Source organism: Thalassobacillus devorans MSP14 (genome assembly GCF_000496835.1).
GTDB classification, from domain to species: domain Bacteria; phylum Bacillota; class Bacilli; order Bacillales; family Halobacillaceae; genus Thalassobacillus; species Thalassobacillus devorans_B.
This window is the reverse complement of sequence record NZ_KI543238.1, coordinates 390,372-416,981: the sequence shown is the minus strand read 5'-3', so window position 1 is coordinate 416,981 and position 26,610 is coordinate 390,372. Positions and strand designations below refer to the sequence as shown.

25 protein-coding genes are annotated in these 26,610 nt (G+C 41.7%); 4 read left to right on the top strand and 21 right to left on the bottom strand.

From position 1 onward, the window contains the following. Positions 1–55: 55 nt before the first annotated feature. Positions 56–1,669: a BCCT family transporter gene (locus tag P855_RS0118250; protein ID WP_028784909.1), complete on the bottom strand. Its 1,614-nt coding sequence runs from the start codon at positions 1,667–1,669 to the stop codon at positions 56–58. A 530-nt stretch (positions 1,670–2,199) separates the two neighbouring features. Here P855_RS0118250 and P855_RS0118245 point away from each other — a divergent pair. Continuing rightward, complete coding sequence (locus P855_RS0118245) at positions 2,200–2,478, top strand: hypothetical protein (RefSeq protein WP_028784908.1); 279 nt, start codon at positions 2,200–2,202, stop codon at positions 2,476–2,478. A 19-nt stretch (positions 2,479–2,497) separates the two neighbouring features. On the opposite strand, the gene P855_RS0118240 is transcribed toward P855_RS0118245, so the two are convergent. The 11 genes from P855_RS0118240 to P855_RS0118185 form a co-directional block, all read right to left on the bottom strand. Next, the gene (locus P855_RS0118240) at positions 2,498–2,752 is read right to left on the bottom strand and encodes a hypothetical protein (protein ID WP_028784907.1); all 255 of its coding nucleotides are present in this window, start codon (positions 2,750–2,752) and stop codon (positions 2,498–2,500) included. Between the two features lie 322 nt (positions 2,753–3,074). Beyond that, entirely contained in the window at positions 3,075–3,503 is a 429-nt protein-coding gene (locus P855_RS0118235; protein WP_028784906.1) for a GNAT family N-acetyltransferase, read from the bottom strand. Between the two features lie 68 nt (positions 3,504–3,571). Then, positions 3,572–3,697: a hypothetical protein gene (locus P855_RS22680; protein WP_268744499.1), complete on the bottom strand. Its 126-nt coding sequence runs from the start codon at positions 3,695–3,697 to the stop codon at positions 3,572–3,574. Positions 3,698–3,820: 123 nt separating this feature from the next. After that, positions 3,821–5,401, bottom strand: coding sequence for an acyl-CoA synthetase MbcS (gene mbcS / locus P855_RS0118225; protein ID WP_028784905.1), 1,581 nt, complete (start codon positions 5,399–5,401; stop codon positions 3,821–3,823). A gap of 883 nt (positions 5,402–6,284) precedes the next feature. Beyond that, a complete protein-coding gene (locus P855_RS0118215) occupies positions 6,285–7,133 on the bottom strand; it encodes a YitT family protein (RefSeq protein WP_028784903.1) in 849 nt (282 codons plus the stop codon). 242 nt (positions 7,134–7,375) lie between these two features. After that, positions 7,376–9,259 (bottom strand): PAS domain-containing sensor histidine kinase, encoded by a 1,884-nt coding sequence (locus P855_RS21315; RefSeq protein ID WP_051353312.1) that lies wholly within the window; start codon positions 9,257–9,259, stop codon positions 7,376–7,378. 376 nt (positions 9,260–9,635) lie between these two features. Then, a complete protein-coding gene (pdaA, locus tag P855_RS0118205) occupies positions 9,636–10,415 on the bottom strand; it encodes a delta-lactam-biosynthetic de-N-acetylase (RefSeq protein ID WP_028784902.1) in 780 nt (259 codons plus the stop codon). 118 nt (positions 10,416–10,533) lie between these two features. Further along, complete coding sequence (locus tag P855_RS0118200; RefSeq protein WP_028784901.1) at positions 10,534–11,841, bottom strand: Na+/H+ antiporter family protein; 1,308 nt, start codon at positions 11,839–11,841, stop codon at positions 10,534–10,536. Between the two features lie 424 nt (positions 11,842–12,265). Next, positions 12,266–12,412, bottom strand: coding sequence for an SE1561 family protein (locus P855_RS22435; RefSeq protein WP_200865973.1), 147 nt, complete (start codon positions 12,410–12,412; stop codon positions 12,266–12,268). 153 nt (positions 12,413–12,565) lie between these two features. Beyond that, positions 12,566–13,354 carry a YfkD famly protein gene (locus tag P855_RS0118190; protein ID WP_028784900.1) on the bottom strand — a complete coding sequence of 263 codons (789 nt, stop codon included), beginning with the start codon at positions 13,352–13,354 and terminating at the stop codon, positions 12,566–12,568. A gap of 124 nt (positions 13,355–13,478) precedes the next feature. Beyond that, complete coding sequence (locus P855_RS0118185; protein WP_028784899.1) at positions 13,479–13,871, bottom strand: OsmC family protein; 393 nt, start codon at positions 13,869–13,871, stop codon at positions 13,479–13,481. A gap of 159 nt (positions 13,872–14,030) precedes the next feature. On the opposite strand from P855_RS0118185, the gene P855_RS0118180 reads away from it, so the two are divergent. After that, positions 14,031–15,206: an MFS transporter gene (locus P855_RS0118180; RefSeq protein WP_028784898.1), complete on the top strand. Its 1,176-nt coding sequence runs from the start codon at positions 14,031–14,033 to the stop codon at positions 15,204–15,206. A gap of 152 nt (positions 15,207–15,358) precedes the next feature. On the opposite strand, the gene P855_RS0118175 is transcribed toward P855_RS0118180, so the two are convergent. From P855_RS0118175 to P855_RS0118150, 6 genes are all read right to left on the bottom strand, one after another. Next, positions 15,359–16,324 carry a metal ABC transporter solute-binding protein, Zn/Mn family gene (locus P855_RS0118175; RefSeq protein ID WP_028784897.1) on the bottom strand — a complete coding sequence of 322 codons (966 nt, stop codon included), beginning with the start codon at positions 16,322–16,324 and terminating at the stop codon, positions 15,359–15,361. 75 nt (positions 16,325–16,399) lie between these two features. Next, the gene (locus P855_RS0118170; protein WP_028784896.1) at positions 16,400–16,813 is read right to left on the bottom strand and encodes a Fur family transcriptional regulator; all 414 of its coding nucleotides are present in this window, start codon (positions 16,811–16,813) and stop codon (positions 16,400–16,402) included. Then, positions 16,810–17,667: a metal ABC transporter permease gene (locus P855_RS0118165; RefSeq protein ID WP_028784895.1), complete on the bottom strand. Its 858-nt coding sequence runs from the start codon at positions 17,665–17,667 to the stop codon at positions 16,810–16,812. The genes P855_RS0118170 and P855_RS0118165 overlap by 4 nt, the downstream gene beginning before the upstream one ends. Then, positions 17,660–18,439 carry a metal ABC transporter ATP-binding protein gene (locus P855_RS0118160; RefSeq protein ID WP_084315757.1) on the bottom strand — a complete coding sequence of 260 codons (780 nt, stop codon included), beginning with the start codon at positions 18,437–18,439 and terminating at the stop codon, positions 17,660–17,662. Before P855_RS0118160 ends, P855_RS0118165 begins: the two co-directional genes overlap by 8 nt. An 846-nt stretch (positions 18,440–19,285) precedes the next feature. Continuing rightward, the gene (locus P855_RS0118155; RefSeq protein WP_028784893.1) at positions 19,286–19,978 is read right to left on the bottom strand and encodes an amino acid ABC transporter permease; all 693 of its coding nucleotides are present in this window, start codon (positions 19,976–19,978) and stop codon (positions 19,286–19,288) included. Positions 19,979–19,988: 10 nt separating this feature from the next. Next, positions 19,989–20,867 (bottom strand): transporter substrate-binding domain-containing protein, encoded by an 879-nt coding sequence (locus tag P855_RS0118150; RefSeq protein ID WP_028784892.1) that lies wholly within the window; start codon positions 20,865–20,867, stop codon positions 19,989–19,991. A 277-nt stretch (positions 20,868–21,144) separates the two neighbouring features. On the opposite strand from P855_RS0118150, the gene P855_RS0118145 reads away from it, so the two are divergent. Then, the gene (locus P855_RS0118145) at positions 21,145–23,082 is read left to right on the top strand and encodes a heavy metal translocating P-type ATPase (RefSeq protein WP_028784891.1); all 1,938 of its coding nucleotides are present in this window, start codon (positions 21,145–21,147) and stop codon (positions 23,080–23,082) included. 287 nt (positions 23,083–23,369) lie between these two features. Here P855_RS0118145 and P855_RS0118135 read toward each other — a convergent pair whose 3' ends face one another. From P855_RS0118135 to P855_RS0118125, 3 genes are read right to left on the bottom strand one after another with little or no spacing between them, the layout of a single operon-like run. Continuing rightward, the gene (locus P855_RS0118135; RefSeq protein WP_028784890.1) at positions 23,370–24,197 is read right to left on the bottom strand and encodes a YihY/virulence factor BrkB family protein; all 828 of its coding nucleotides are present in this window, start codon (positions 24,195–24,197) and stop codon (positions 23,370–23,372) included. A 32-nt stretch (positions 24,198–24,229) separates the two neighbouring features. Beyond that, positions 24,230–24,559, bottom strand: a complete 330-nt coding sequence (locus P855_RS0118130) for a YtxH domain-containing protein (RefSeq protein ID WP_028784889.1) — start codon at positions 24,557–24,559, stop codon at positions 24,230–24,232. A 6-nt stretch (positions 24,560–24,565) separates the two neighbouring features. After that, on the bottom strand, positions 24,566–25,045 hold the full coding sequence (locus tag P855_RS0118125; RefSeq protein WP_028784888.1) for a low molecular weight protein-tyrosine-phosphatase: 480 nt from the start codon (positions 25,043–25,045) through the stop codon (positions 24,566–24,568). Positions 25,046–25,225: 180 nt separating this feature from the next. Between P855_RS0118125 and P855_RS0118120 the strand changes: the two genes are divergently transcribed. Further along, the gene (locus P855_RS0118120) at positions 25,226–26,596 is read left to right on the top strand and encodes an alanine/glycine:cation symporter family protein (protein ID WP_028784887.1); all 1,371 of its coding nucleotides are present in this window, start codon (positions 25,226–25,228) and stop codon (positions 26,594–26,596) included. Positions 26,597–26,610 lie beyond the last annotated feature (14 nt).

The following is a 26,610-nucleotide window of genomic DNA, read 5'->3' as shown; positions in this document are numbered from 1 at the left end:
CGCAGGAAAAATAACAAAACCTCCACTTATTGACGAAGTGGAGGTTTTGCAGAAATTACTGTTCCGGTGGCCTTTGCTGTTTTCGTTTTCTTCTTAACCGTTCGAGAATTCTCTTGCGATTAATGTGGATGGTTTTCGGTTCATATCCTTCACTGGCTCTGATATCTTCATTAGAAGCTTTCATAAACGATAACGCCAGCATGAACATGATAAAAATAAGTGGGAAGCCACCAACAATACTCGCTGTTTGCAGGGTACCCAGCCCTCCCAGGAACATCAGCGCTAATGGGAGCAGACACAAAGCGAATGCCCAGAACAATCGATTCCAACGTAATGGTTCATTCTCTACTTCTTTTTGAACGACTGCTGATAATATATAAGAACTGGAGTCAAATGTCGTAGCAAGAAAAATTATTGCCAGTACAGTAAATATCAATACCATGAACTTGGCTAGCGGCAGTTGTCCGATAATCGCTATTATCGCAGCAGGAGCGCCGTGCTCGTTCATATAACCAATAGCATCAAAACTTCCTGTCATCTGTAAGTACAGCCCGAAGTTCCCCATGATACCAAAGAATAGAACACAGCCAAGCGTCCCATACACCATCGTGCCAAGCACCATTTGACGGACAGTGCGGCCTCTGGAAATACGAGCGACAAACAGCCCCACAAACGGAGCATAAACGAGCCACCAGGCCCAGTAGAAAATCGTCCAGCCTTCAGGGAAACCTGTTTTTTCAAAGGCTCCCATATCACCGAATGGTTCGGTCCATGTTGCCATTTTAAAGAAATTATCCATAAGTATTCCGACACTGTTCGTTGTTGTCTCTGTTAGAAAGCGGGTCGGACCGAACAAGAAAATGAATCCTAGCAAGAATAGCGCCAGCCATAAGTTGATGTCACTAAGCAGCTTAATCCCTTTTTTCAACCCGGAGTAGGCACTGAAGGCAAATATGGCCGTACATAACAACAAAATAAATGTTTGCATCGTCATATCTGCTTCCAGACCAGTCAATTCACTGATACCTTCAGCAATCATAGGAGTACCAAGTGCAAGCGTAGTACCTGCACCACCCATTAATCCGAACATGAAGAGAATATCAATGATATGACCGACCGGTCCGTCTACAACCCGTCCTAATAAGGGACGGCATGCCTCACTGATTTTCAATACTGGTTTCTTACGGACATAATAGAAGTAGGCGATAGGCAATGCCGGCAGTGTATAAATCGCCCATGCAATCGGTCCCCAGTGGAAAATGCCATAAGCTGTCGACCATTGGATGGCTTCTTTCGATTCCGGTTCAATGCCGAAAGGAGGACCCTGATAGTAGTAAGCCCACTCGATTACAGCCCAATATAGAATACTCGAACCAATCCCTGCAGCAAATAACATCGCTGCCCAGGAGAAAGAATTGAATTCGGGCTTTTCTCCTTCGTCACCCAACAGGATGTGACCATTTTCACTGAAGGCTACAAATATCAAAAAGGCAAATACCAATAACCCCATGATTAAGTATAATACCCCAAAGTTAGAGGTCATGAATGTATTAGCCTGATTGACGACTTCGACGCCAGCCTCAGGAAAGATGATAAGTGGCACAACTACCCCAAGCAATAAGATAAATGCCCCTATGAACGTGGGCCAATCAATTAATTTTGTATTCATTTTAAACCTTTCCTTTCATAATTTGTTATCATTACAACAACTCCAGGAAATCTTTTTGAAATTAGTAATTAGAGAGGAAGACGTGGTAATTAGATATCGTTTATCTGGTTACGCAGCCAAGGAGTTACTTTACCAGAAATAAAAATTATCGACAAACCTCTTTAAGTTACTTATAAAACAATATGGAACAAATAGCTCGCAATAAGTCAAATTATGTCGAATTTACATTGTTTTTGTCGAAAGCAGAGGTGTCCCTACCTGATATTACGGGACCGGGGCAGTGAGATTCTTCCACTCGGAAAAACCGTTCACCAAAGTGCCGGGGGTTATACGACCTCGACAGCCCTGCTATTAAGTTTGCTCTATTTCCGTCCTTTTATTAATCATTTGATTAAGGTAGGGATGTATGAGATTGAATTAAAGACCGTGAGAAAATTGAGTTGTAAAATCCTTATCGGATTACCACACAGAACTTAGGGTTTGGTACAGTCGGCACTTTGCCTGCAGTACTGCGGCTCTAAAGAAAGGAAGTGAAAGTTTTGCGTAAGTGGAGAAAGTGGGAGGAGTGGTTCAATCCATTGTATTTCCCGCTAATTACAGCTATTCCCATTGAAATATGGCTGTTAATTCTGATTGAGAGAAACCGATGGACTACAGTGGAACTGACTACTTTTATCATAGCGGCCCTGTTTCTCATCTTTTCGGGAATCGTAGAGATGAGTGCAGAGGAAACAAAACATCGTATATTCGGTCACCTTTATCTGGGGAGTGCTGTGATATTTGGTTCGTTAGGATATATATTATATTAATACAGCGCTCCTCCAGAGTTCAGATGAAAAACAACCATGGCAAAATCATAGGAATCATGAGGATAAGAGTGACCGTCAACCATGGTATCGAATTTTCTTCTTTTAATTGTTTACGGTAAGACATGCCCCATGCCAATAGCAGAAGAAAAGTTACAATGATGCTCTGTAAGTGGAGGGTATCGTCTTTGTTCATCATAAATATATATAGACCCCCTTCAATAATCAGCAAAATACCGACCAATGAATTGAATATATGGGTGAAACGTCTACTCACGCTTGTCCACTCCTTGTAAACTTAAAATCATTTTTATTATATCATTCGCTTAAAACATTATAGGAATACCTTTTCTTTTACAAGAAAGAAAGATTAAAATTGGATATGACAGAAAATTCTATCAGTTAGCCGTTATACAGAAGGAGAGGTTTAAGTGAGGAAAGTGTTATAACCGCTTGTGAACCTGATTTTTTCACGAACCATATTTTAAGGCTTAATATTCAACTATTTTCATCACTACATGCCCTTTTTATTTTAACTTTAAATAACAACGCCTATTCTGACAATAGTCAGAATAGGCGTTAGCGCAGAAAAATATGTTTTAGTTGAACGGTTTTACGAAGCCGGTTGACTTTTTTATGAATCCCCATTGTTCATAAACACTGTGAGTTTCAGCTCTTTCTGATCGATTGCCGCTATTCAGAATCATGGAGACAGCACCTTTCGCTTTTCCCCACTGTTCTGCTAGCTCAAAGAGCCGTTTGCCAATTCCTCTTCCGCGATGCTGCTCATCCACGACCACCGCTACTACTCTTATGTAACTTTCATTCCCCTCATATCGGAAGCCATGAACCATCCCTATCATTCCCAACAGGTTCCCATCTTCTTCATATACGTACGTCTGATAATCAGTCTTCATCTTTATTTTAGCAAATCTAACGGCCATTTCCCGTTTAGTAGAGGGATAGCCTAACACAGTTACCAGCCTTGCTAATTCTTCTGCATCTTCTAATTCCGCCACACGAATCATTTATCTCCTCCTCTAAAATAAAAACCTTTCCCTGGGTAGAGAAAGGCTATACTTGACTATCATTAGTATTATGTTTCCTCCAAACTCTCCCACTTCTCTTGTTTGTCTATTTGTGGGCTTTGGACTTGAAAAGGAATGACCGCCAGCGCAATACCTATGACCATTATAAATGCAATTTTCTTTATCCAGTCCACGTTCTGCCCCCTATACAGCATATTACTCTAATCTTATCATACCCAATCCCTGGAAATAAGGATGAAGATGGAATTTTTTAAAAAGCAGGTGACATTAGACGGACACCTGCTTTCTCTGGTTGATTATGATTGCTGCTTTTCTTTTTGTCTTAATTCTACCCTTCTGATTTTCCCTGATGTAGTTTTAGGCAATTCCGCAATAAACTCGATACTTCTAGGATACTTATATGGGGCAGTCAATTCCTTGACATGCTCCTGGAGCTCCTTAATAAGGGACTCATTCCCATTTTTTCCTTCCTTCAGTACGATATAAGCCTTTACAATATTACCACGAACTTCGTCCGGACTTGCTACTACAGCGCATTCCTGGACAGCAGGATGCTTCACTAGTGCATCTTCTACTTCGAAAGGACCAATCGTGTAGCCAGAGCTGATAATAATATCATCACTTCTGCCTTCAAACCAGAAATATCCTTCATCATCTTTAGAAGCCTGATCACCTGTTACATAATAGTCGCCGCGATAAGACATTTTTGTACGTTCAGGATCCTTGTAATATGCTTTGAATAAGGCGGGCGTTTCTAAATGAACCGCAATATCTCCTACCTCTCCTGGTCCTACCGGCTCTCCCATCTCATCGATGATTTCCACTCGATTTCCAGGTGTCGGTTTCCCCATCGAGCCTGGCTTGACATCCATATCCTTCATCACACCGACAAGTAAGGTATTTTCTGTTTGACCATATCCATCTCGTACGGTGACATTGAAGTGTTTTTGGAAAGTATCGATGACTTCCCTGTTCAATGGTTCTCCGGCAGAAACCGCACTGTGCAATGCAGGTAGATGATATTCATCCAGGTTATCCACTTTAGCCATCAAACGGTATTCAGTTGGCGTACAACAGAGCACATTGACTGTATAGCGTTCTAGTATACCTAAATAGGTTTTAGGGTCAAATTTACCTTGATAAACCAGTCCGGTGGCTCCAGACCCAAGGACAGATAAAAACGGACTCCAAATCCACTTTTGCCAGCCAGGACCAGCAGTAGCCCATACCGTATCTCCATCCTGGATACTGAGCCAGTTCTCAGCAGCTATTTTTAAATGAGCGTAACCCCAGCCATGCGTATGGACAACACCTTTAGGATTTCCCGTAGTTCCAGAGGTATAGGATAAGAAGGCCATATCATTCCTTTTAGTATCAGCCATCTCCAGTTCAGACGAGACTTTTTCTTCTTTAAGCAAATCATCAAGGTATGTCCATCCTTCAACAGCTGCACCGATCGTAAACTTTTTAATGGTATCTATTCCTTTAATATTATCAAATTGTCCTGTATATGGATGGAAGCTGACAACCCCGCTTACCTCACCATGAGTAATCCGATATTGCAAATCTTTGGTACGGAGCATTTCCGAGCTTGGTATGACAACCAGCCCTGCTTTTAAAGCTCCGACATATACCTGGTAAGCTTCTATCAGGCGAGGAATCATAATTAGAACTTTATCCCCTTTTTCCAAGCCTTCCCGTTTGAAAGCGTTACCAATTTTGTTGGCATTGTGAATCAATTCTGAATATGTAATCTCTTTTTGATTTCCCTGCTCGTCTTCCCACTGCAACGCTTTGCGATCAGGTTCTTTTGCATACTTTTCAATTTCACTTACTACATTATAAGACTCTGGAGCTATCAACGATTCTCTATCCATAGTACATCCCCTTCCCCAAAATAAAGTAACTCATTCACCAGTATTATATCAAACAATTCACAATTGTTGAAATTTAAATCTAAAAGGGGTTTTCAAGAAAGTTGGACTGGTGTTACACAAAGAAATTTTGAGAAGATTAATTCATTTATTCGTTAAACGTGGTTGTTTTTCATAAAAAGCTTATTCAGCAATAGGACCGGATTATGGAAGACTCAGTTTCAAAGTAATTCGGGTTCGTTACCGAGACAGGGGAAAGGGGGCTGGGAAACGATTCGCTTTCCTGTGGGGGAGGCTGGCAAGCCTCCTCGGTCGTTTCACGACCTGTGGGGTCTCGCCTAGCCCCTTCTCCCACGGGAGTCTCACCGTTTCCCCGCCACCTTATTCATATTTTGCCTACGTTGTAAGAAAATATCTTCCACATTTTCTGCATGAAAAGGCCTAGTGATTCAGGAAATAAGCCCTCTTTGTAACTGTTATAATGTTGATTCTGCTTGCAGGTGTTTCCGTTTTTCTCATAAACGTAAGGAGGGCCGGGAAATTGCGAGTCCTCGAAAATGCTACGCATTTTCTTCGTGCGGTGTCTATTCAAGAAGCTTAGTCAAAGTCCAATGGGAGGATAGGACATGGTGAGATCCCGCAAGGCGGAGCCTGAGGAAGCTCACCGTCCACCCATGGAAAGCGAGTGATTTCCCGGACCTCCAAACGCCCATCACCATAACGGAAAACAGTTTCTCTCGAAACTGAGTATTCCATAAAAGGGAGCTTATCTGGAAGATCATCATTATGTGAGTTACTCATAAAGATGATCTTCCAGCCAGTGAGGCATTCCTATTGGAATAGTAAAACCCGGCTGAAATCATTTCGTTTCAGCCGGGTTAATCCACTAAGCCAGACGTTTGAAGTTTTCCCCGAGAATTTCGTTCATTGAATGAACCGTAATAAACGCACGGTCATCAATCGCTGAAATATATTTTTTAAGTCGGGTAAAATCTTTTCTTCCCAAAATCGTCGTTATTACCTCTTTGTCATCATAATTGAAAGCGCCTCGGGCTGTATGAATCGTCGCTCCTTTCCCAAGAGTTCTGACGATAAATTCACGCACTTGTTCACTTTCCCTGCTGATAATAACAACTTCATTTTTATGGTCAAATTGCTGTAGAGCGTAATCGATGACCAGACCATTTAAAATGACACCGAAGAAAGCGTACATTCCAACAGTCGGTCCAAATAAGAAAACAGATGATGCAGCGATTGCGATATCAGACATTAATACGCCTTTACCCACTTCAAAAGAGAAGTACTTATTCATAATCATTGCGAGAATATCCGTGCCTCCGGTTGATGCTCCCTGATGAAAAACAATCGCCATACCTGAGGCAGCGATAATTTGTCCTATGATCAATTGAATCAATATATCATTGCTTAACGCTGTTTCCATCGGATAAACTACTTCCAGTCCCCATACCATGAAAGATAGCGCAAAGCTGGCATAGATCGTCTTGGCACCAAATTGAAAGCCGAGAAAGATAATTCCAACGATGAATAAAATAATATTTAATATCACCATGATGATACCGAGTGACACTTCAGGAAATACTTTATTCAATACAATCGAGAGCCCACTGACCCCACCAGTTGCGAGATCATTGGGAGATAAGAAAAAATGTACGTTAACCGCAACTGCAAATGCACCGATATTTATTAGTAAAAAAGATAATAATTTTTTAAGCATCAGAAAGCCCCCTTGTTGAAATTTTTCTCTACACCTTACTTTTCTTTTTTCAGTACAATCGGGATTATAACGAGGCTTTCGACGTTTGTAAACAGCTATGCAATAAACTTATTAAAAAGTTTCATGTAAGCGATTTAAGCAATTTCATCATTCATAATTGTGCCAATCTTTCAATTTGAACCAGCTCATTTCCCGGGTAATATGTCGAAAAAAAAACAGACCCTGAAGGATCTGTTTTTCCATTATTTAATTGGAAATAAAATAGCCACCGATGTTCCTACACCTTCTTCACTGGAGTATTGGATTGTACCACCTAAATCGTCGACCATTTTTCTTGTAACCATGATCCCTAATCCTGTGCCGTCTTTCTTAGTTGTGAAAAAAGGTTCTCCTAGTCGTTTTAGTTTTTCTTGCGATAAGCCTTTTCCATCGTCTGAGATTTTGATTAATGCTTCTCCATTCTCACAGACAACATCAACCCGAATTACTCCGTGGCATTCTACAGCTTCAATAGCATTCTTAATAATATTTATCAGGATTTGTTTAAACCGGTTCGGATCGGATTGAATAGCCGAATCATCACAGGCGATCGAGGTATCAATAGTGATTTTTTTCTCTGAGATCAATGATTGATAAAGTTCAATAACGTAATCAATTGTCTGTTTAATATTCACCTCTTCAATTTGGATAGATGAGGAAGGCTTAGCGAGCATCATAAAATCGTTCACGATTGACTCAATTCGATTCACTTCACTTAACAACAGTTCGTTATAGGATTCCCGCAGATCAGGATTTGCCGTTCCTAGCTGCATAAACCCTTTTAATGCCGTCAGTGGATTTTTGATTTCATGTGCTATTCCTGCAGACATTTGTGTAATTGCAGACAACTGTTCGGATTGCCGCATGAAAGATTCCTTTTCTTTCATCTCCGTGATATCTTCACTGATACCGACGATATATTTTTCTTTCCCATCCTGCACCGGGAAACCTCTTGTACGAATCCATTTGACTTCATTTTGAGGGGTGGTAATCCGGTATTCAATCTGAGAATTTTCTTTGCTCATTTTACGGTAACCCTCTCTGATGTATGAATAGCACTCAGCATCTGCTATCTGCTCCCACCATGTTAAAGGGTCGCTTTCCCTTTCCTCTAACGGAAGGCCAAACAAATCCCTGAAGCGCGGACTGACATAAATCAGCTTTGTAAAAGACTCATCACATATCCAAAACACATCTTTAATATTATCAGCAAGCAGGGAAAAACGTTTTTCCGCTTCTTGCAGGGCGTGCAAATATTTTTTTCTGACCGTAACATCCTGTATAAAAATGGTGAAACCATCATCCGTAGGGTAGATGGTGATTCTGGCGTACATTTTTCGTTCCTGCATATAAGCATCAAATGTTACCGGTTGTTCCATTTCTAGTGCCATATAATAATGACGATAAAACAGGTAGTACTCACTAATCGGGTATAATTGCCATAATTTATGTTTGTAATGAGACTGCAAATCTTTACCGAGCATTCTTTCCATTTGCGGATTTGCATACGTTAATTCCCACTTCTTGTTGATTAATGCTAACCCATGAGGGAAGTTTTCAGTTATTGCTTTCATTTGTTTGTGTAATTCACCAAAATTCATATCTAGAGGATTGTCCAATGTGCTTGTTTGATTCTTAGTTTTTAATGTAGTTTCTTCGGAGTTTTCCTTTACCGCTGAGGTTTGTTGAATGTCCTGGTTGAAAGGCAAATGGTGGGGTACACTGACTTCATCTTGATATAAAGGATCGATAGCTACAACAATTCGTCGATGTGATAACTGTTTAAATGCACATCGCACCCATTGATGATGGTCTTTGAAGAGAAGGCGCGCTTTGCTGTAAAGAGTTTTTTGTTTGGTTACATGCTTCAATGAATGCTGAATACCGAATTGGTCATACACGTAAAACAAATCTAACCAGTCGTCCAGGTGGATTTGTTCCTTTGCATAACTTTCTTTCTGCAAAGAATGACTGCATGTTACCGTCTTCGTTTCCATATTAATTAGACAAACATTCTGATCGATTAAATCAAAAAGCGCTAAAACGTCACTTTCCTCCAAACCACAATGCATCCTCTCAATTAACATCAATGGACTACCTCTTTCCTTTTGATACTTAAGGTAACGTTGATATGCTCCGCAGATACTATTATAACAAAACTATTTAAATTTTAAATATATTCTTACAATTTTGTGGAAATTAGGTACAACCCCTTATCACAAAGGTATTTATGCCTAACCTTTTTTACAGCAATACTGTTGGCTCCATGCCGGTAAGTCCATTTCCTTTTTTAACCGGCAGACTTGCTTTATCGATCATACGCGCCTTCCCTCTGAACTGCGGATTCTAACACGCTATTACGTCCACCTGAACAAGTCCCATTACCGTAATCATAGCAGACGAACAATGAATATTTTGTCGAAAAACATAAAATAGAGACACTTTTTTTCAGTGTCTCTGAAATCAATACCAATAGCTGTTCTCAGGTAGCAATTTTTTCATCATTAAATGATCGAGGCTATGAAATGTGTAGCCCTGTTTCCGTAAATCATCGATCAATTTTTCTAATGCCAGTGCATTGTCTTCTGATACACTATGAAGTAACAACACAGCTCCCGGATGTATTTGCTTCATCAAACTGTCATAAGCATACTTCCAACCCTTTTGCTGACCAGTGTTCCAATCCACAAAAGCAATCGACCAAAATGCATTGATATATCCCATATCTCTTGTCCATGCTAATGTTTTTTCGTTAAAAGTACCGCGTGGGGGACGTAAATAGAGCATTTCTTCTTGATCTGTAAGCTCAGCCACTGCACTCTCGACTTTATCTAATTCTTCATCGATACGGGATCTTGAGGAAGTAGTGAAATCTGGATGATGCCAGGAATGATTGCCGATGATATGGCCTTCCTTGTTCATACGCTTCACCAGATCGGGGGCACTATTGATATAATGCCCAGTTATGAAAAAAGCTGCTGGAACGTTCTTTTCTTTTAATACATCAAGGATTTTACCTGTATACCCCTCTTCATAACCATTATCAAAAGTGAGGTAAATTTCTTTATCGCCAGACTCATCAATATAAAAACCGTCATAATCACTTAATAACTGCCCATAAAAGCCTACGTCCGGAGGAGTACCATCATTATTTTTCTGGTAACCCCAGCCATAGCCTAAAGCCGATATGGGGAAACCACATATAACCGTTAAGGAAATCAGGAAAACCAGGAATTTTTTCATGAGTGTCTTCACCTGCTTTTCCCTTAGTTTACAACTGCAAAAAACATATATACCTGACTTACTTTTCCAATCCTTCGAATAGAAAAAGCACCTGCCTCACAGGTGCTTTTCCGATGTTTTATAAAATCATGGCCGCAATCCATCCAAAGATGAATAACGGAATATTATAATGCAAAAATGTTGGTACACAAGTATCCCAAATATGATGATGCTTACCATCAGCCGCAAGTCCTGAAGTCGGTCCCAGGGTGCTGTCTGAAGCAGGTGAGCCTGCGTCTCCAAGTGCTCCTGCCGTACCAATCAGGGCTGCTAATGCCATTGGGGAAAATCCGGCAGCTACCCCGATCGGTACGAATAATGCTGCTAAAATGGGAACCGTACCAAACGAAGAACCGATCCCCATCGTGACCAATAGCCCCACCAGCAATAAAATAAAGGCAATCAGACCTTTGTTGTCACCAATCATACCGGAGCTCGACTCCACTAACGCATCGATGGAACCTGTTTTTTGTAGTACATTGGCGTAACCGGCGGCAATCAACATGACGAATGCGATCATGCCCATCATACCGATTCCATTCGTGACGACCTCGTCACCCCTGCTAAACGGTACCACAAGTAAAACAAACATAAGAACAATTCCCGTCAATGCTCCTAATACAAGGTTACCTGTCCAAATCTGGACACCCAGCGCACCAGCAACAGCAACCAGAGTCCAGGCATGCTTTGCTTCGAACTTAGCCTCCGGTACTGCAATCACCTTGTTTTCATCTTCCAGTTCATTTACCTGGTACTTATCTCTCGGTTTCCGGTAGGTGAAAAAGACGGCTACAAGCAAACCGAGTATCATTCCAGACCCCGGAAGTAAAAGGGACAATGCTATGTTTCCTATACCTACTTCTACACCACTACTTTTCATTGCATCCTGGATGGTCTGGTGGAAAATCAAACCAAATCCTGCTGGAATCATAATATAGGGAGCTTTCAAACCGAACGTCAAAGCGGTGGCAACGCCCCGTCGATCTATTTTCATTTGATCGAACAATTTCAATAAAGGTGGAATTAAAATCGGTATGAATGCAATATGCACAGGTATGACATTTTGGGAAAGTGAAGCTACTCCAGCAATTACTAATAACATGATGACACGTTTATTTTTTAACATCTTCAATAAATAATTCACTAAAAGATTTGTAATACCTGAATAACTAATTGCTACTGCAAAAGCTCCTAATAAGATATAGCTTAAAGCAACGCTTGCCTGATTCCCCATCCCGCCGATCATCAGATCAAGGGAAGATTGAAGCGATTCTCCAGCTATGAGCCCTGCTGATAAAGCTGCAGCGATGATGGCTATGATTACGTTGACACGCAACAGACTAAGCACAGTCATTATCAGCACAGAAATAATAACAGCCCATGCCATATATATTCTCCTCTCGTTCAACTTAATTTTAGTTCGTTAACGATTTACCATGATAAAGAAATGGCTGGGAAAAATCAACCCCCATTTTTTTCAAAACCTGTATGACTTCCAACTATACAACATTGGAAAATTAAGGCTGTCACCATTACCGTCTCTTCGATTCCAGGGTAGTAACTCCACCTCCTATCGTTGTGTTAAAAATATCTCCTATAACAAAAGCGCATGCGCCTGGCTCACCCCCGAAATGCTTAAGTCAATAATCGTCGTGACTTTTTGGTCACAGAGAGGGATGGCTTAAAGGGGGGATAGGTGCTGGAGCTGGATTTAGCCCACTGCAAAAGGTTATCAACATTCTTTAAATTTTGTAATTTCCCTATATAAAAAACCGCACGTATTTAAGAACAGTGCGGTTTGTCTTCTGAAGCTACATCTTTTTTTCTAATTCTTCCAGCATCTGTATAAGCTGGTCGATATCTTGTACGGATGTTTCCTCCGGCTCCATTTCTTCCAGCCGGGACATGAATGCTGCCAATCGCAGTTTAAGGTCTTGCAGTTTTTCCTCTTGAGCCATGAATAAACTCCTTTTTCAGTTGTGTTCATTAAGTGACGTTATTCTGATGTACCATGCATTATCATAGTAGAAATCCTTCTGTTTGTCTATGTTATGGTTAATAAATATTAAAATACGCCTATCCCAATAAACTGGAGCAGGCGTGAATGAATATTACTTAAGCTGGAAGGAATAAGACACATGGTCCTGGATTGGTATCCATGCTCCAATACCCTGTTTTTTAATATTTTTGACTACCAGTTCTTTTTTCGATCCCTTCAGCTGGATATATACTTCGCCGAAGGCAACAGTTCCTTTTTCATTGACTGCTGGTGCATAAGCTTGCAGGACACCTATTTTATTAACCGGGACGGCATAGGAGTTTTGCTGCTTGGTACCGCTTCCTACGACAGTATGAAAAGATAACGGCAAGTTGGTATTGTTTTGCGCTTCCAGAAGAAGCATCCGCTTCACCTGGTCAGGTACGTCGATTTTTGCTGTCAAACCGCCCTTGACATGCTTTTCTTCTTTTTGCAGATATTTTAGTTTTTCTGTCGTTTGACTCGCTTGATTGTTCAATTCATTTGTGTTGATATGCTGATATTCCCAATTGATGCTTGTTTCTTTAGAAGTATAATTCAGTGGCCATTTCCCTAAATAAACTTCCCCGCGGTACCCGATGGCTAAAGGCGAGGGTTTCAAACTTGTTTCATTCAATAATTCGATCAATCGGGGGTTGGTGATTTTCACCTCAGACTCTTCAATTAATTCCTTACTCAATTCACTCGGTTCAAGTACAACTTGATCCTCGGTTGAATTTGGATAGGTATTGTCCTTTGATATATTCAAAACATGGCTGGGCAGTCTTCCCTCTTCTTTCTTTTCTTCTGCAGAAAGAATCATCGGCTCGACTGCAGTCAGCATCAATAATAATGCCATGATGGACAGCATCCATTTTCGCATGTGATGGAGCCCCTTTCTTTTTTTGTTAGCTTTTGATGGGAAGGGGATTTTATGCATCAGGGGAATTTTCTGAAAATGAAAAAAGCGCGTCCTATCAACAAGGAACACGCTTTTCAGGAATAATTTACATACTGAGTTCTAAATATTCCACAGACTCTTCCACTTCAATACTGTCTTTGACTGACTGCACCATGGAACAATTATTACGGGCAACTTCCAGGTTCTTTAGAAGCTTATCCTGATTCAAATGATAGCCTTTGACCATGTAGTGAATGGATACTTTTTCAATTCGATTTGCTTTATCCGGATTACGGGTGACATCTACCATAACTTTGATATCTTCATATTGTACCCGCTGTTTATCTAAAATTTTTCGATAAACCCCGACACTGCACCCCACAATTGAAGAAACCATCAATTGATATGGACGAAAACCGAAATCTTCATTGCTTGAGATGTTCAACTCCCCATATTCCAGCTGGGTACGGATTCCATTCTCTCTCATATAAAATTCCATCAAACCACTCCTTCGAATTTTCTCTTTTACCTATTTTAACAGAACAGGAATAGGTATTAACATGTTTTGTCTCGATTCCTAACGTTTTTCTTGCCTTTCCTTTTGTTGTCCGATAGGATAGAAGAGATTTTTTCCAGCTTAAAGCAAAGGAGGGGTAAGTTGGTCACAGCAAAAACACGCTTTAAAATACTTGTAGCACTTGTAGCCATCTCAGGATTTTCCCAGGGAATGCTCCTTCCCTTACTGGCGGTCATTTTAGAACAAAATGGAATCTCTTCTGCTATCAATGGCCTTCATGCCACAGGATTATATATTGGCGTCCTGCTCGCTTCTCCTTTCATGGAAAAACCAATGCAAAAGGCCGGCTATAAGCCAATCATACTGATTGGAGGTTCCTTAGTATTCGTTTCTATGGCATTATTTCCTTTCTGGCAGGCGTTATGGTTTTGGTTCATCCTGCGAATGACAATCGGAATCGGAGATCATATGCTCCACTTCGGCACACAGACATGGATCACCTCCACCTCATCACGAGAAACGAGAGGAAAAAGCATCGCTTACTATGGTCTCTTCTTTAGCGCAGGCTTTACCCTGGGTCCATTGATGACGAACTTATTATCCGTCCATATGTATTTACCATTCCTGTTATCATCACTTTTGAGTGTTATCGTATGGTCTGCGATGTTCTGGGTAAGAAACGAGCTTCCTGCTAAAGATCATCAAACCATAGATATGTCCAGTTCAATCAGCAGATTCGGACAGGCGATCAGATTAGCATGGATCGCTTTTCTGCCACCCCTTACTTATGGCTTTCTTGAGGCAACTTTGCATGGGATCTTTCCTGTATATGGCATGCGGATCGGTCATGATGTCAATATTCTGTCATTGATCATACCTTTTTTTGCAGCAGCAAGTCTTTTGTCTCAAATCCCCTTAGGCGTATGGAGTGACAAAATTGGCCGTAAGAAAGTAATTTCTATCGTGGTTTCCGGAGGAATAACTGCTTTCATTCTTGCTGCTTTATTTGAATCTTCCGCTGTATGGCTGTTCGTACTATTCGCTTTTGCCGGATTGTGCGTCGGGTCCCTTTATTCACTGGGACTGTCTTATATGACAGATATCCTTCCACCATCACTACTTCCAGCGGGAAATATCATGTGTGGTATTGCATTCAGTGTCGGCAGTATCAGTGGACCTTTCTTAAGTGGGGCATTCATTGATTTATTTCCGAACATCTCATTCTTTTATGTTATTGTTGCCCTGCTTGCGATAGTGCTTATAGCAAATATATTCAAGACAGAACCCAACCTCAAAAGCATCAAATCAAACACCTAAAGAATAAAAGCGCAAGCGCCTTGCTAGTCCACACCATTAATTTTATAAATTGCTGGTGAACAAAAAACACCGCACAAAGGAGATGCCGACGCATTTCCTTTATGCGGTGTTTTTTTCAAGTAAGCATAATCATTGCGATGGGAGTCTGTTTATTATTGCAAAGCTTGTTTCAATACTTCAAGGTTCTGGTACATTAAGCTAAAATAGTCTTCTCCCTCTTCGATATCTTCTTCCGTTAAAACAGATAGGTTATGAAGCCGGAGGGCTTCTCCGTTGATTTCTTTTTGGACCACTTCTGCTATCTTTGGTGTAACATTTTGTTCAAACAGCACATAGTTCAGGTCATTCGCTTTTGCAGTTTCAATAATTTGTTCTAACTGTTTTTGTGATGGCTCTTCAGTAGGACTTACACCACTGACCGCAATTTGTTCAAGTCCATACGCTTGTTCCCAGTAGCCATAACCTGCATGTGAAACGACGATTTTGTTATGGGGCTGTACTTCGAGTTCGTCATGGAATGCAGTATCTAAGGCTTGTAATTCCTTCTTGAGGTTTTCAAAGTTCGCTTCGAAAGTTTTTTTCTCTTGTGGTTTAAGGTCTATCAGAAAGTCTTTGATGTTTTCAGCAAGCTCAATTGAAAGGACAGGATCGAGCCAGACGTGTGGATCATGGTCTCCATGCTCATGACCGTCAGTACTGTCTTGCCCTTCCTCTTTGTCGTCATGCTCTCCTTCATCCTGTTGATGTACATGGGAATCCAAATGGATTCCTTCAGCTGCTTCTAGAATCTTCACATCTTCTGCTTCTACTGCTTCAGAAATTTTCTTCGCATAAGACTCAAATTCCTCGCTGCTGTAGATGAATCCATCAGCCTCTGCTACTTCAATCATCTGTTTCGTATCCGGCTCAAATGTATGGGAATCTGCACCAGGAGGAAGAATCGTTTCTGCTTTTACATATTCGCCTCCAATTTTTTCAGCAAAGTCCATCAAAGGATAAACCGTCGTATATAACATTAGTGTTTGGTTTTCTTTTTTTCCAGAGCTGCTATCGTCATCTCCACAAGCAGTCAACGAGACAGCGGTTAATAGTAATATAAATAGTAAATACTTCTTCATCCTCTTATCCTCCCTCTTCTCCCCACATCTTAATTACAGAGAAAAATAAGCGTACCTTAACCCGATACGCTTATCTTATAAACACCCTGGACACTTACCATAAATTTCAAATTTATGGTCATCTACTGCATATCCATCCAGGCTTTGTGATATTTTATCCATCGGACAGAATTCTAATGCTTTTGTTTTCCCGCATGCTGTGCAGATAAAATGATGATGATGCCCGTGAGTATCACAATGAAACCGAAAATGCTTCTCCCCTTCCAGCTCTGTCGATTCAAGGACATGTTCATCCGCTAGCAGGTATAAATTCCGATAAATCGTATCATAGCTTACACCGGGAAAGTCTTTCTGTATTTCTTTTAGAATCACCTTAGCTGGAATATAACCTTGATCCTGTTCGGCGAAAATTTCTAAAATACGTTCCCGCTGCTTTGTGCGCTTATACCCTTTTTCCTTCAGTTTGTTGATCGCTTTTTCGATATTCATAACGCTTCACCCTTTAATGAAAATTGAGTCGAAACCTTCCGATACGTAATCGCCATTATTAAAATAAGAATGGCGGTCACCACAATCGTACCACCCGGCGGTACACTTAATTGATAAGAAGTGATCAACCCTATGATGACCGAAAGCTCACCAAAAAAGATCGATAAACCGATCGTCTGCTTGAAACTTTTTGCGATACGTAATGCGGCTGCTACTGGTAGCGTCATCAGTGCTGATACAAGCAGAATACCTACAATTTGCATCGCCGAAGCAATCACCAGGGCGACCATCACGATAAACATCAAATGGATCAATTTTCCATTCACCCCGGACACGGATGCATGCTCTTCATCAAAGGAAAGCACAAACAGCTCTTTATAAAATAAAAGAACAATAGCTGCTACAAGGATTGTGATTATAAAAACTGTCAGCATGTTCGAGCGGCTGACTGCTGTAACACTTCCGAATAAATAACTGAATAAATCCGTATTGAAACCATCTGCCAAAGATATAAGAATAACCCCAAGCCCGATTCCTCCGGATAAAATAATAGGGATAGCCAGCTCTTCATAATGTTTATAAACTTTTCTCAGCTTTTCAATCAGCACTGCCCCGGCAACTGAAAAAGCCATCCCCATATATACTGGATTCCATTCGTTGATAGCATTGATCCGTTTTTCTAATAGCAAGCTTGCTGCGATTCCAGTCAACGTAATATGAGACAGGGCATCTGCAATCAGCGATAACCTTCGGACCACAATGAATACACCAAGCAGCGGGGCTACAAATCCAATCATGATTCCCGCAAGTGCAGCATTCTGAAGAAATTCGTAGGTCAGGAAACTTTCAATCATTGTACTCTGCCTCCCCGTGATTATGGGTCAGCTGCTGAACGGGATGACCATAAAGTTGACTGAGGTCATCATTGGAAAAAGCATTATACTCATGAGACGCGCCATGAAAATGGATCGTTTTGTTCATACATACGACATGACTAGCATGTTCTGTAATGGTGCCAATATCATGCGACACCATCAGCAAGGTGATGCCTTCTTCCCGATTCAACCTTCGCAGAAGCTTATAAAAGTCAGCGACGTGTTTGGCATCAACACCGACCGTCGGTTCATCAAGGATTAAAAATTCAGGCTCACTCACGAGTGCCCGGGCAATGAATACGCGTTGCTGCTGACCACCGGAAAGTTCGCCGATATTGTAATCGGAGTATGCTTCCATTTCGACGGTCTTCAGTGCTTTCATTGCTTTTTCACGGTCCTTTTTATTATAAAAGCGAAACAATCCTGTTTTGGAAACGAGCCCTGTTTTAACTACTTCTAAGACGGTTGCCGGAAACCCTGAATTGAAGCTGTTAGCTTTTTGTGAGACAAAACCTATATCTTCCCAATGCTTGAAATGTCGGACCGGTACGCCAAACAGCCTGATACTCCCTTTCGTGGGCTTTAATAATCCAAGCATCAACTTGATCAAGGTCGATTTACCTGAACCATTTGGTCCGACAAGACCGAAGAACTGCCCCTCTTGAATTGTCATCGAAACGTCTTTCACTACCGTTTCTTTTTCATATTTAAAGGAAACATTATTCAATTCTAAAATATTATTCTCAGCCATATTAATCCCTCAAATCATAATCATTACGAATTACATTATATCGGGTAACCTCTCCTCATACAAGCATTTAATACGTAATCATTACTATTATTTTTTGACTAAGCATTTATAAACTTTGTTGTATTTGGATTTCGAGATATTGGTGGAGCTTAGGGGCTCCAGGAAACGATTCGCTTTCCGTGGGCGTGTGCTGAGTCTCCTCAGGCTTCGCCTTGCGGGGCCTCATCTATCACTCAGCTCCCACAGGACTTTGAATTTTCATCTTGACTTAACCCACGCACGAAGGAAATGCGTAGCATTTTCGAGGAGTCTCACCGTTTCCCTACGCCCCTTGTCATAGAAAGATTTCGAAATCACCCTTATGTAAAATCTGCAATGATAATAAGAAACAAGACTTTGGCACCACTATACCTTACAAAGAGATTTCAGCTACATTCTTTCTTCTTTTGAAGGGGCCGTTAAGTATAAAAATGGCTGGATGGAAAGGGAAACGGCGAGACTCCCGCGGGAGAAGGGACTAGGCGAGATCCCGCAGGGCTTTAGCCCGAGGAAGCTTGCCAGATCCCCCGCAGGAAAGAAATGAATGCGTAATCGCCTTGGGAGACACGACACGCATAAGCAGAACAGCAAAAAGGGAAGTGGTCTTTCTTCCCGTTGATGGGCTGCTTATGTCGCGAGTGTCTAGGCGATGAAGCTGGAAAGCGAGTTGTTTCCCGGACCATCCCATTCTTCTCATGGTTACGGCCCCAACTATCTCGAAACTGAGCCTTCAGCAATTGGGAGCTTAACTTTAAAACCAACAAAGAAGAAGCTCTCCGGAAAAATCCATCAGAGCTCCTTCTTTTTTTACAGATACTTATTATATCGTTGTTCCAGATAATCCTGCAGGGTAGCGAATATCATAGTCAGCGGCCAATAAATCAAGGCAGCCAGGATATACATCGTCATCGTATCGTAGTTTCTTCCTGCTACAATCTGGGCCTTATTGAATAATTCCGGTACAGATATCATTGCAGCAAGCGACGTAGCCTTAAGTAAATCAAGAAAGACGTTCGTCAGCGGTGGAATAGCAACTCTGGTAGCCTGAGGCAAAATGATTCGGCGCATTGTCTGCCAATAACTAAAGCCTAGCGCCTGTGCTGATTCCCATTGGCCCTTATCGACACTGCTTAAAGAGGAACGGTTGATTTCAGCGATATAGGCAGCTGAATTCAACCCGAAACCCAGCACAGCAGCCATAGTAGCAGTCAACTCGATACCAACAACCGGCAGACCAAAATAAAGGATGAATAAAAAAACCAGGATGGGGGTACCTCGCATGAACGAAATATAGACCCTCGCCGGCCAGCGTAACAACCGCTTATCCGACCTTCTTGCCAATGCAATGAATAAACCTAGAAACATACCTAGCAGCATACCCAGAATCGCTACTAATAGTGTTAAGGGGACACCCTGCAAAACAAACGGCAGGTTATCCCAGGCACGCTGGGCATTGAACAATTCATCGACATCCACTCTTTTGATTTCAATGCCGAACATGGCGAATCACCTACAAATCCAGGCCTTTAATTTCTCGAATTTCTTCATCCGGCTTCTTAGATGCGTCTTTGCCACCAAAGAATTCTTTAGAGATTTCGGTCAATGTGCCATCTTCGCGCATTTCTTTTAAAGTTCCGTTCACTTTTTGTTTCAACGTATCTGCCCCTTTCGGCATGACGATTGCAGATTCCGTTGGATGGAACTTTAAATCCGGATGCAGGGTTACATCAATCTCAGGCAGGGCTTTCAATGCTAATGATTGCAAGTAGTAGTCATTGATGATCAAATCAGTCCGGCCATTTTCAACATCACGTAAATAAACGTCATTAGTGACGTTTCCGTATGTTTTCACTTCTGCTCCAAAATGACGGGAAATTTCAGCGAAAACTGTCGTTGCTCCCCCTCCGGCTACTTTTCCTTCTAAATCTTCCAGCTTTTCTATTCCTGATAAATCATCTTCCCGCACAATCATTGTAGAATACGAATATTTATAAGGATCACTGAAAGCAAATTGTTTCTTACGTTCTTCCGTCACTTCCATATCGTTGATTGCCATGTCGATTCGGCCACTCTTAATAGCAGACAGAAGGCCATCAACCCCATATTCTTCAAATTTGACTTTCATTCCGAGTCGATCGGCGACTTCGCGCATGATTTCCACATCATATCCAGTCAGTTTATTAGAATCTTCAGGGTAAAAAGAGGCAGGATAAAGTGTTCCGGAAGTTCCGACTATAAGCTCTCCTTTCTTTTCTATCTCTGTCCATTTCTGATCCGATTTTTCAGAGGATTCTGTTGAACCGGACTGTCCGGTGTTATCAGTACCACAGGCAGCTAACACAAGAGTGGTAACAACCATAAGTATAAAAAAGAGTCCTTTATTTTTCATGAGTATTTTCCTCCTATTTAAAATTCACACTTCCTCAATATAGCAACGCGGCTTTCCCTTTGCAACTATCTGTGTTTCCGGTCTGAAAAAAGGTTAAAATATCCATCAATTCTCACTTGATTATATTTAATAATGTGCTATGATAATAACAGGTACTAAATTATAATTATTTTAATTAAAAACTATGCTATCAATCCTTAATTGATAGCTTTTATCATTTATATAGTCCAAATGATGATGATTACTATTCTCAATTAGAGAAAAGGAGTTGAGAACTATGAGTTCAGAAGCGCGTGCGGTCAGCACGAAGCAAACACAAACCTCACATAAACCGGAGCCCTTGATATGGTGGACGAAATTTAAAGAACATATCGAATTGATAGCAGCTATCGTCAGTGGAATCCTTATTCTTACCGCCTGGATTTTTGAAGGTTCCATGAGCTATGGATTCTTTGTATCGCTCCATCTGTCAGCGTTCATCATCGGGGGGTTCGCAAAGGCAAAAGAAGGTATTGAAGAAACGATTGAAAACAAAGAACTCAATGTGGAAATGCTGATGATTTTCGCTGCAGCCGGTTCCGCTATGATCGGCTATTGGACAGAAGGCGCTATTTTGATTTTCATTTTTGCCTTAAGCGGTGCCTTGGAAACCTATACGATGAATAAAAGCCAGCGGGAAATATCTTCCCTGATGGATTTGCAGCCTGAAGAAGCCTTGCGCCTCCGTAACGGCAGAGAAGAAATAGTTTCTGTAAAAGAACTTCAACTAGGGGACCATATCCTTATTAAGGCTGGTGAACGGGTTCCGTCCGATGGCAAAATCATCAAAGGCAGAACAAGCCTGGATGAGAGTGCAATCACAGGTGAATCTGTACCAGTAACCAAAGAAACAGACGGGGAAGTTTTCGCCGGTACGGTGAATATTAATGGCAGTATTACCGTAGAAATCACCAAACCGTCGGATGAAACACTATTTCAAAAAATTATCCAGCTTGTCCAATCGGCGCAAAGCGAAAAGTCACCTTCCCAGTTATTCATCGAACGATTCGAAGGTACTTATGTGAAAATTGTTTTGATTGTAGTGGCATTAATGATGTTTTTACCACACTTTCTGTTTGGGTGGAGCTGGACAGACACGATTTACCGGGCCATGATTCTGTTAGTGGTTGCTTCCCCATGCGCACTGGTCGCCTCTATCATGCCCGCCACGTTATCCGCTATTTCCAACGGAGCGAGAAATGGTGTATTGTTCAAAGGCGGCGTACATTTGGAAAACCTCTCGCATTTAAAAGCGGTCGCCTTTGACAAGACCGGAACACTGACGAAAGGAAAGCCGGAAGTGACCGATGTCTATTTCCGTTCAGATGAGGAATCCGCTCAGGTGCTTTCTGTTTTAGCATCCATCGAACGCGAATCCAACCACCCGTTGGCTCAGGCAATCGTCAACTACACCAATACCATTCCTGATTTGGAAAGAATGGAAATTTCAAATATGCAGGACCTGGCCGGCAGCGGTGTAACAGCTGAAGTAAACGGAGTTACCTGGAAAATCGGAAAACCTGGATTTTTAGGAAAAGAGGCGGCAGAAACCTTCCATAATGGTGTGCTGGAAACATTGGCACAGCAAGGAAAAACGGTAGTGTTTATCGGAGATGAGGAAGGAATCGCCGGGATTGTCGCTTTGAAGGATACTGTCCGTAAAGAAACCAAGGATGCTATCAAGGTATTACAGAATCACGGGGTATACACTGTCATGCTGACAGGAGATAATGAAACGACCGCTAAAGCAATTGCTGAAGAAGCCGGCCTCGATAATTACGTCGCGGAATGTATGCCGGAAGAAAAAGTCGAACAAGTGAAGATATTGCGTAATACCTTCGAAAATGTCGGGATGGTCGGAGATGGAATAAATGATGCTCCTGCTTTAGCGACAGCGAACGTTGGAATCGCCATGGGTGAGGGTACCGATGTGGCATTAGAAACAGCTGACATCGTTTTGATGAAAAATGACTTGCCGAAAATTGCAAATGCGATTAATCTTTCCGAACGCATGAACAAGATCGTGAGACAAAATGTTGTTTTTTCAATCCTTGTGATTATGGTGCTTATTATTTCCAATTTCCTGCAAGTATTGGACCTTCCTTTGGGTGTCATCGGCCATGAGGGGAGTACAATACTCGTCATCCTGAATGGCTTGCGTTTGTTAAAATCTTAAATTCCTGCTAACCATTTTGAAATACGAACGCCAAGGAACCAAAGATACTTCCTGGATTACCCCAGTTGCATCGCATGACAAAGGGCTTCCGCCGGGGAAGCCCTTCTTTTAATGAAATTTATTCTGCTTATTTGCGGAACTGCTTGTTTTGTGCTTGGGTGCATCACTCTTTTGTTTTTTATTATTCTTATTATTATGGTTTTGTTTATTATCACTCATCACTGCCACTCCTTTGCTGAATTTGCTCTTAGTTTCCACACGAGCGGCAGCAACTATTCCTGGCTATCTCAGGAAGGAATGCCAAGTTTTCTCCGACGTATTATCGCATTGACCTCCCCACCTAAAATAATAATGATACCTGAGAGATAAAACCAGATCATCAGTACGATAAATCCGCCAAGACTTCCATAAGTGGCTGAATAATTCCCCATACTGGAGACATAAAAAGAAAATAACAAGGAAACGATCTGCCACCCGATGGTAGCAAAAACCGCCCCCGGGAAAGCGTGCTTTAGCTTGATATACTTGTTCGGTGCCAGCATATATAAAAACATCAATACAACAAAAAAGATGATGGATGATATTACCCAGCGCAGCGCATTCCAAAGTTCGAGAAAACCTGCCGAGAGTCCGAAGATAGAAAACAAATAAACGCCAATCATTTTACCGAAAACAGGAAGTAAGAATGCGACAGCAATTACTCCGATCATTGATACAGTCAATACAATGGCAATGACCCTCCCCACTATTGGCGAACGGCTTTCTTCAACTTCATAAGCACGATTGAATGCCCGCATAATGGAATTTACGCCGTTAGATGCAGACCATAACGTACCAATTATACCAATAGACAGCAAACCACCATTCTGGTTTTCCATGAGTTCTGTCAGGTTTTCCTGGATCAAGGTGTAGGTTTCCGGGGGGGCGTATGTATGAATAAAGGCCAGTAACCTCTCCTGCGACAAACGCAAATATCCCAAAAGAGTAACGAGGAAAATCATAAAAGGAAATAATGATAATAAAAAGAAGTAGGAAAGCTGGGCGGCCATCCCGCTGATGTCGTCCTTGTTGAAGCTGGCCCCCACCTCTTTAATCAAACTAATCAGATCCTTCATGATATCCCTCTTTCCTAACCTTAAACAGTCTGTTATGATACGTCACGGTGATCCGCTATTTTTTCAACATCCTTCTCTATTTCTTTTTCCCACTCGCTTACCTTATCAAGCAGCGCTTCTACTTTATTCAAAACTTCAAGTACATCTTTCGCTCCATCAGCAACACGGTTAGTCAAGTGATTATATTGGAGTCGCAGCTGTCGGATGGCTTCTGATGGGTTGGACGTATAACTTTTAGCAGACCTTCCCGCTTGTTTCGTCCCGTTCCATACATAATTCCTTGTGTCCTTGTCCAATAATGTCACAGCTCCCCCAACAACAGCGCCAATGATCATCCCTTTCCAAAACTTATGCTCTTTCATAATCCACTATTCCTCCTTAGATAAATGTTGCTCTTGTTTTATTTTAAATAAAAGCTCGCGACACCCTGTTGAAATGAGTTCATACACATACTCAAAATTTCCTGTAAAGAATGGATCGGGGACATCTTTCACTTCCGAGTCCGGAATAAAGTCCAGCAAACGGGCTACGGTTACTTCATCACTTTTACGTATACCTGCCATATCGGTGATATTTTTGGCATCCATCGCAATTAGATAATCAAACTCATCCCAATCCTTTTCATGGATCTGTCTGGCAGCCATCCCTTCATAGGAAATATCATACCGGTCTAAAACACCTCTGGTCCCTTCATGCGGCAGGTCCCCGACATGCCAGTGTCCTACACCTGCTGAATCAACGGTTATTTCTTTTTCTAAATCTTCTTTTTTCACAAGATCACGAAAAATCGCTTCTGCCATCGGTGAACGGCAAATGTTACCTAAACAGACGAATAAAACTTTTATCATTATATCTTCTCCCCCAATTTGTTTCATTTTATAGCACACAAAATTTGTATGTAGCGGCCGATTCCCTTATTTCACAGAAAAAAAACTGCCTTTCCACCTCCTATTATACCCAAAATAGCTTGACATTTCTTCAAAGTTTTCGGAATATTTTATATATAAGAAAAAAGGGGGTTAACAATCATGCAAGATGTCTTAAGCAACATCTCAGGCATAGTGTGGGGGCCAGTACTTTTGATTTTACTTGTCGGTACTGGTATCTATCTGACACTTCGGCTTGGATTCTTACAGTTTTCAGCACTGCCTTATGCGTTAAAGCTCGCATTCAGCCCTGGTAAACAGGACAAGAAATCAAAAGGGGATATTTCCCATTACCAAGCCTTGACAACAGCCATGGCGGCTACTATCGGAACCGGTAACATCGCAGGGGTTGCAACTGCAGTCGTATTAGGTGGTCCCGGCGCCGTTTTCTGGATGTGGATAACAGCCATTTTTGGGATGGCGACAAAATATGCAGAGGCAGTACTGGCAGTCAAATATCGTACTACTGATAAATACGGTAACATGTCCGGGGGGCCGATGTATTACCTGGACCGCGGCCTTAAAATGAAAGGACTCGGTAAAACACTCGGTATACTATTTGCTATTTTCGGTGCCATCGCGGCATTCGGTATTGGAAACATGGTGCAATCCAATTCCGTTTCTGATGCGCTTCAAACAACTTTCTCCGTCCCTACCTGGGTTACCGGGTTGATTCTGACTATACTGGCCGGCCTGGTACTACTTGGCGGAATTAAAAGTATTGGCAGAGTAACCGCATTCTTTGTACCGATCATGGCGATATTTTATGTTATTGGTGCACTTATTATTATTTTTACTAATTTCCAACTTGTTCCCGCTGCATTTGGAACTATATTCAATGATGCATTCACTGGAAGCGCAGTAGGAGGCGGGTTATTAGGTACAGCTATCCGTTTCGGTGTCGCACGTGGCGTGTTCTCGAATGAAGCAGGTCTAGGTTCCGCTCCGATAGCTGCTGCTGCAGCAAAAACCGATTACCCTGGCCGCCAGGCGCTAGTCTCCATGACACAGGTTTTGATTGATACCATCATTGTGTGTACCATGACTGGCTTGACTATCGTCATGGCTGGACAATACAGCAATGGCGAGCTGGATGGAGCTGATTTGACTACAGCATCCTTCTCCATTTTCCTGGGGGATTGGGGTGGTTATATCGTTTCACTAGGCCTTGTGTTCTTCGCCTTTTCTACCATTGTCGGCTGGTCTTATTATGGTGAAAAATGCTTCGGCTTCCTGACGAAGGATCGCGCACTGCCATTATATAAAATTGCGTTCGTTTTATTCGTTTTTGTCGGCGCCGTTCAAGAGTTGGGTATCGTTTGGACATTCGCAGATATCATGAACGGATTGATGGCATTCCCTAACTTAATCGGTCTCCTGCTCCTGTCCGGGGTAGTGGCAGCCGAAACGAAGCGTTTCATGAAGGTCGCCAAAGAAGAAAAGCAGCAAGAGAAACAATCTTCCTATTCATAATTAGAGTGTTGTTC

Excerpts from the sequence above, each read along its gene's own strand:
- P855_RS21315 (WP_051353312.1), bottom strand. The coding sequence starts at position 9,259 with ATGTTAATTGAGAGGATGCATTGTGGTTTGGAGGAAAGTGACGTTTTA.
- P855_RS0118125 (WP_028784888.1), bottom strand. The coding sequence starts at position 25,045 with ATGATAAAAGTTTTATTCGTCTGTTTAGGTAACATTTGCCGTTCACCG.
- P855_RS0118235 (WP_028784906.1), bottom strand. The coding sequence starts at position 3,503 with ATGATTCGTGTGGCGGAATTAGAAGATGCAGAAGAATTAGCAAGGCTG.
- P855_RS0118145 (WP_028784891.1), top strand. The coding sequence starts at position 21,145 with ATGAGTTCAGAAGCGCGTGCGGTCAGCACGAAGCAAACACAAACCTCA.
- P855_RS0118160 (WP_084315757.1), bottom strand. The coding sequence starts at position 18,439 with ATGGCTGAGAATAATATTTTAGAATTGAATAATGTTTCCTTTAAATAT.
- P855_RS0118250 (WP_028784909.1), bottom strand. The coding sequence starts at position 1,669 with ATGAATACAAAATTAATTGATTGGCCCACGTTCATAGGGGCATTTATC.
- P855_RS0118170 (WP_028784896.1), bottom strand. The coding sequence starts at position 16,813 with ATGAATATCGAAAAAGCGATCAACAAACTGAAGGAAAAAGGGTATAAG.
- P855_RS0118135 (WP_028784890.1), bottom strand. The coding sequence starts at position 24,197 with ATGAAGGATCTGATTAGTTTGATTAAAGAGGTGGGGGCCAGCTTCAAC.
- mbcS (WP_028784905.1), bottom strand. The coding sequence starts at position 5,401 with ATGGATAGAGAATCGTTGATAGCTCCAGAGTCTTATAATGTAGTAAGT.
- P855_RS0118150 (WP_028784892.1), bottom strand. The coding sequence starts at position 20,867 with ATGAAAAATAAAGGACTCTTTTTTATACTTATGGTTGTTACCACTCTT.
- P855_RS0118215 (WP_028784903.1), bottom strand. The coding sequence starts at position 7,133 with ATGCTTAAAAAATTATTATCTTTTTTACTAATAAATATCGGTGCATTT.
- P855_RS0118120 (WP_028784887.1), top strand. The coding sequence starts at position 25,226 with ATGCAAGATGTCTTAAGCAACATCTCAGGCATAGTGTGGGGGCCAGTA.
- P855_RS0118190 (WP_028784900.1), bottom strand. The coding sequence starts at position 13,354 with ATGCGAAAATGGATGCTGTCCATCATGGCATTATTATTGATGCTGACT.
- P855_RS0118155 (WP_028784893.1), bottom strand. The coding sequence starts at position 19,978 with ATGTTCGGCATTGAAATCAAAAGAGTGGATGTCGATGAATTGTTCAAT.
- pdaA (WP_028784902.1), bottom strand. The coding sequence starts at position 10,415 with ATGAAAAAATTCCTGGTTTTCCTGATTTCCTTAACGGTTATATGTGGT.
- P855_RS0118175 (WP_028784897.1), bottom strand. The coding sequence starts at position 16,324 with ATGAAGAAGTATTTACTATTTATATTACTATTAACCGCTGTCTCGTTG.
- P855_RS0118130 (WP_028784889.1), bottom strand. The coding sequence starts at position 24,559 with ATGAAAGAGCATAAGTTTTGGAAAGGGATGATCATTGGCGCTGTTGTT.
- P855_RS22435 (WP_200865973.1), bottom strand. The coding sequence starts at position 12,412 with ATGGCTCAAGAGGAAAAACTGCAAGACCTTAAACTGCGATTGGCAGCA.
- P855_RS0118200 (WP_028784901.1), bottom strand. The coding sequence starts at position 11,841 with ATGGCATGGGCTGTTATTATTTCTGTGCTGATAATGACTGTGCTTAGT.
- P855_RS0118185 (WP_028784899.1), bottom strand. The coding sequence starts at position 13,871 with ATGGAATTTTATATGAGAGAGAATGGAATCCGTACCCAGCTGGAATAT.
- P855_RS0118165 (WP_028784895.1), bottom strand. The coding sequence starts at position 17,667 with ATGATTGAAAGTTTCCTGACCTACGAATTTCTTCAGAATGCTGCACTT.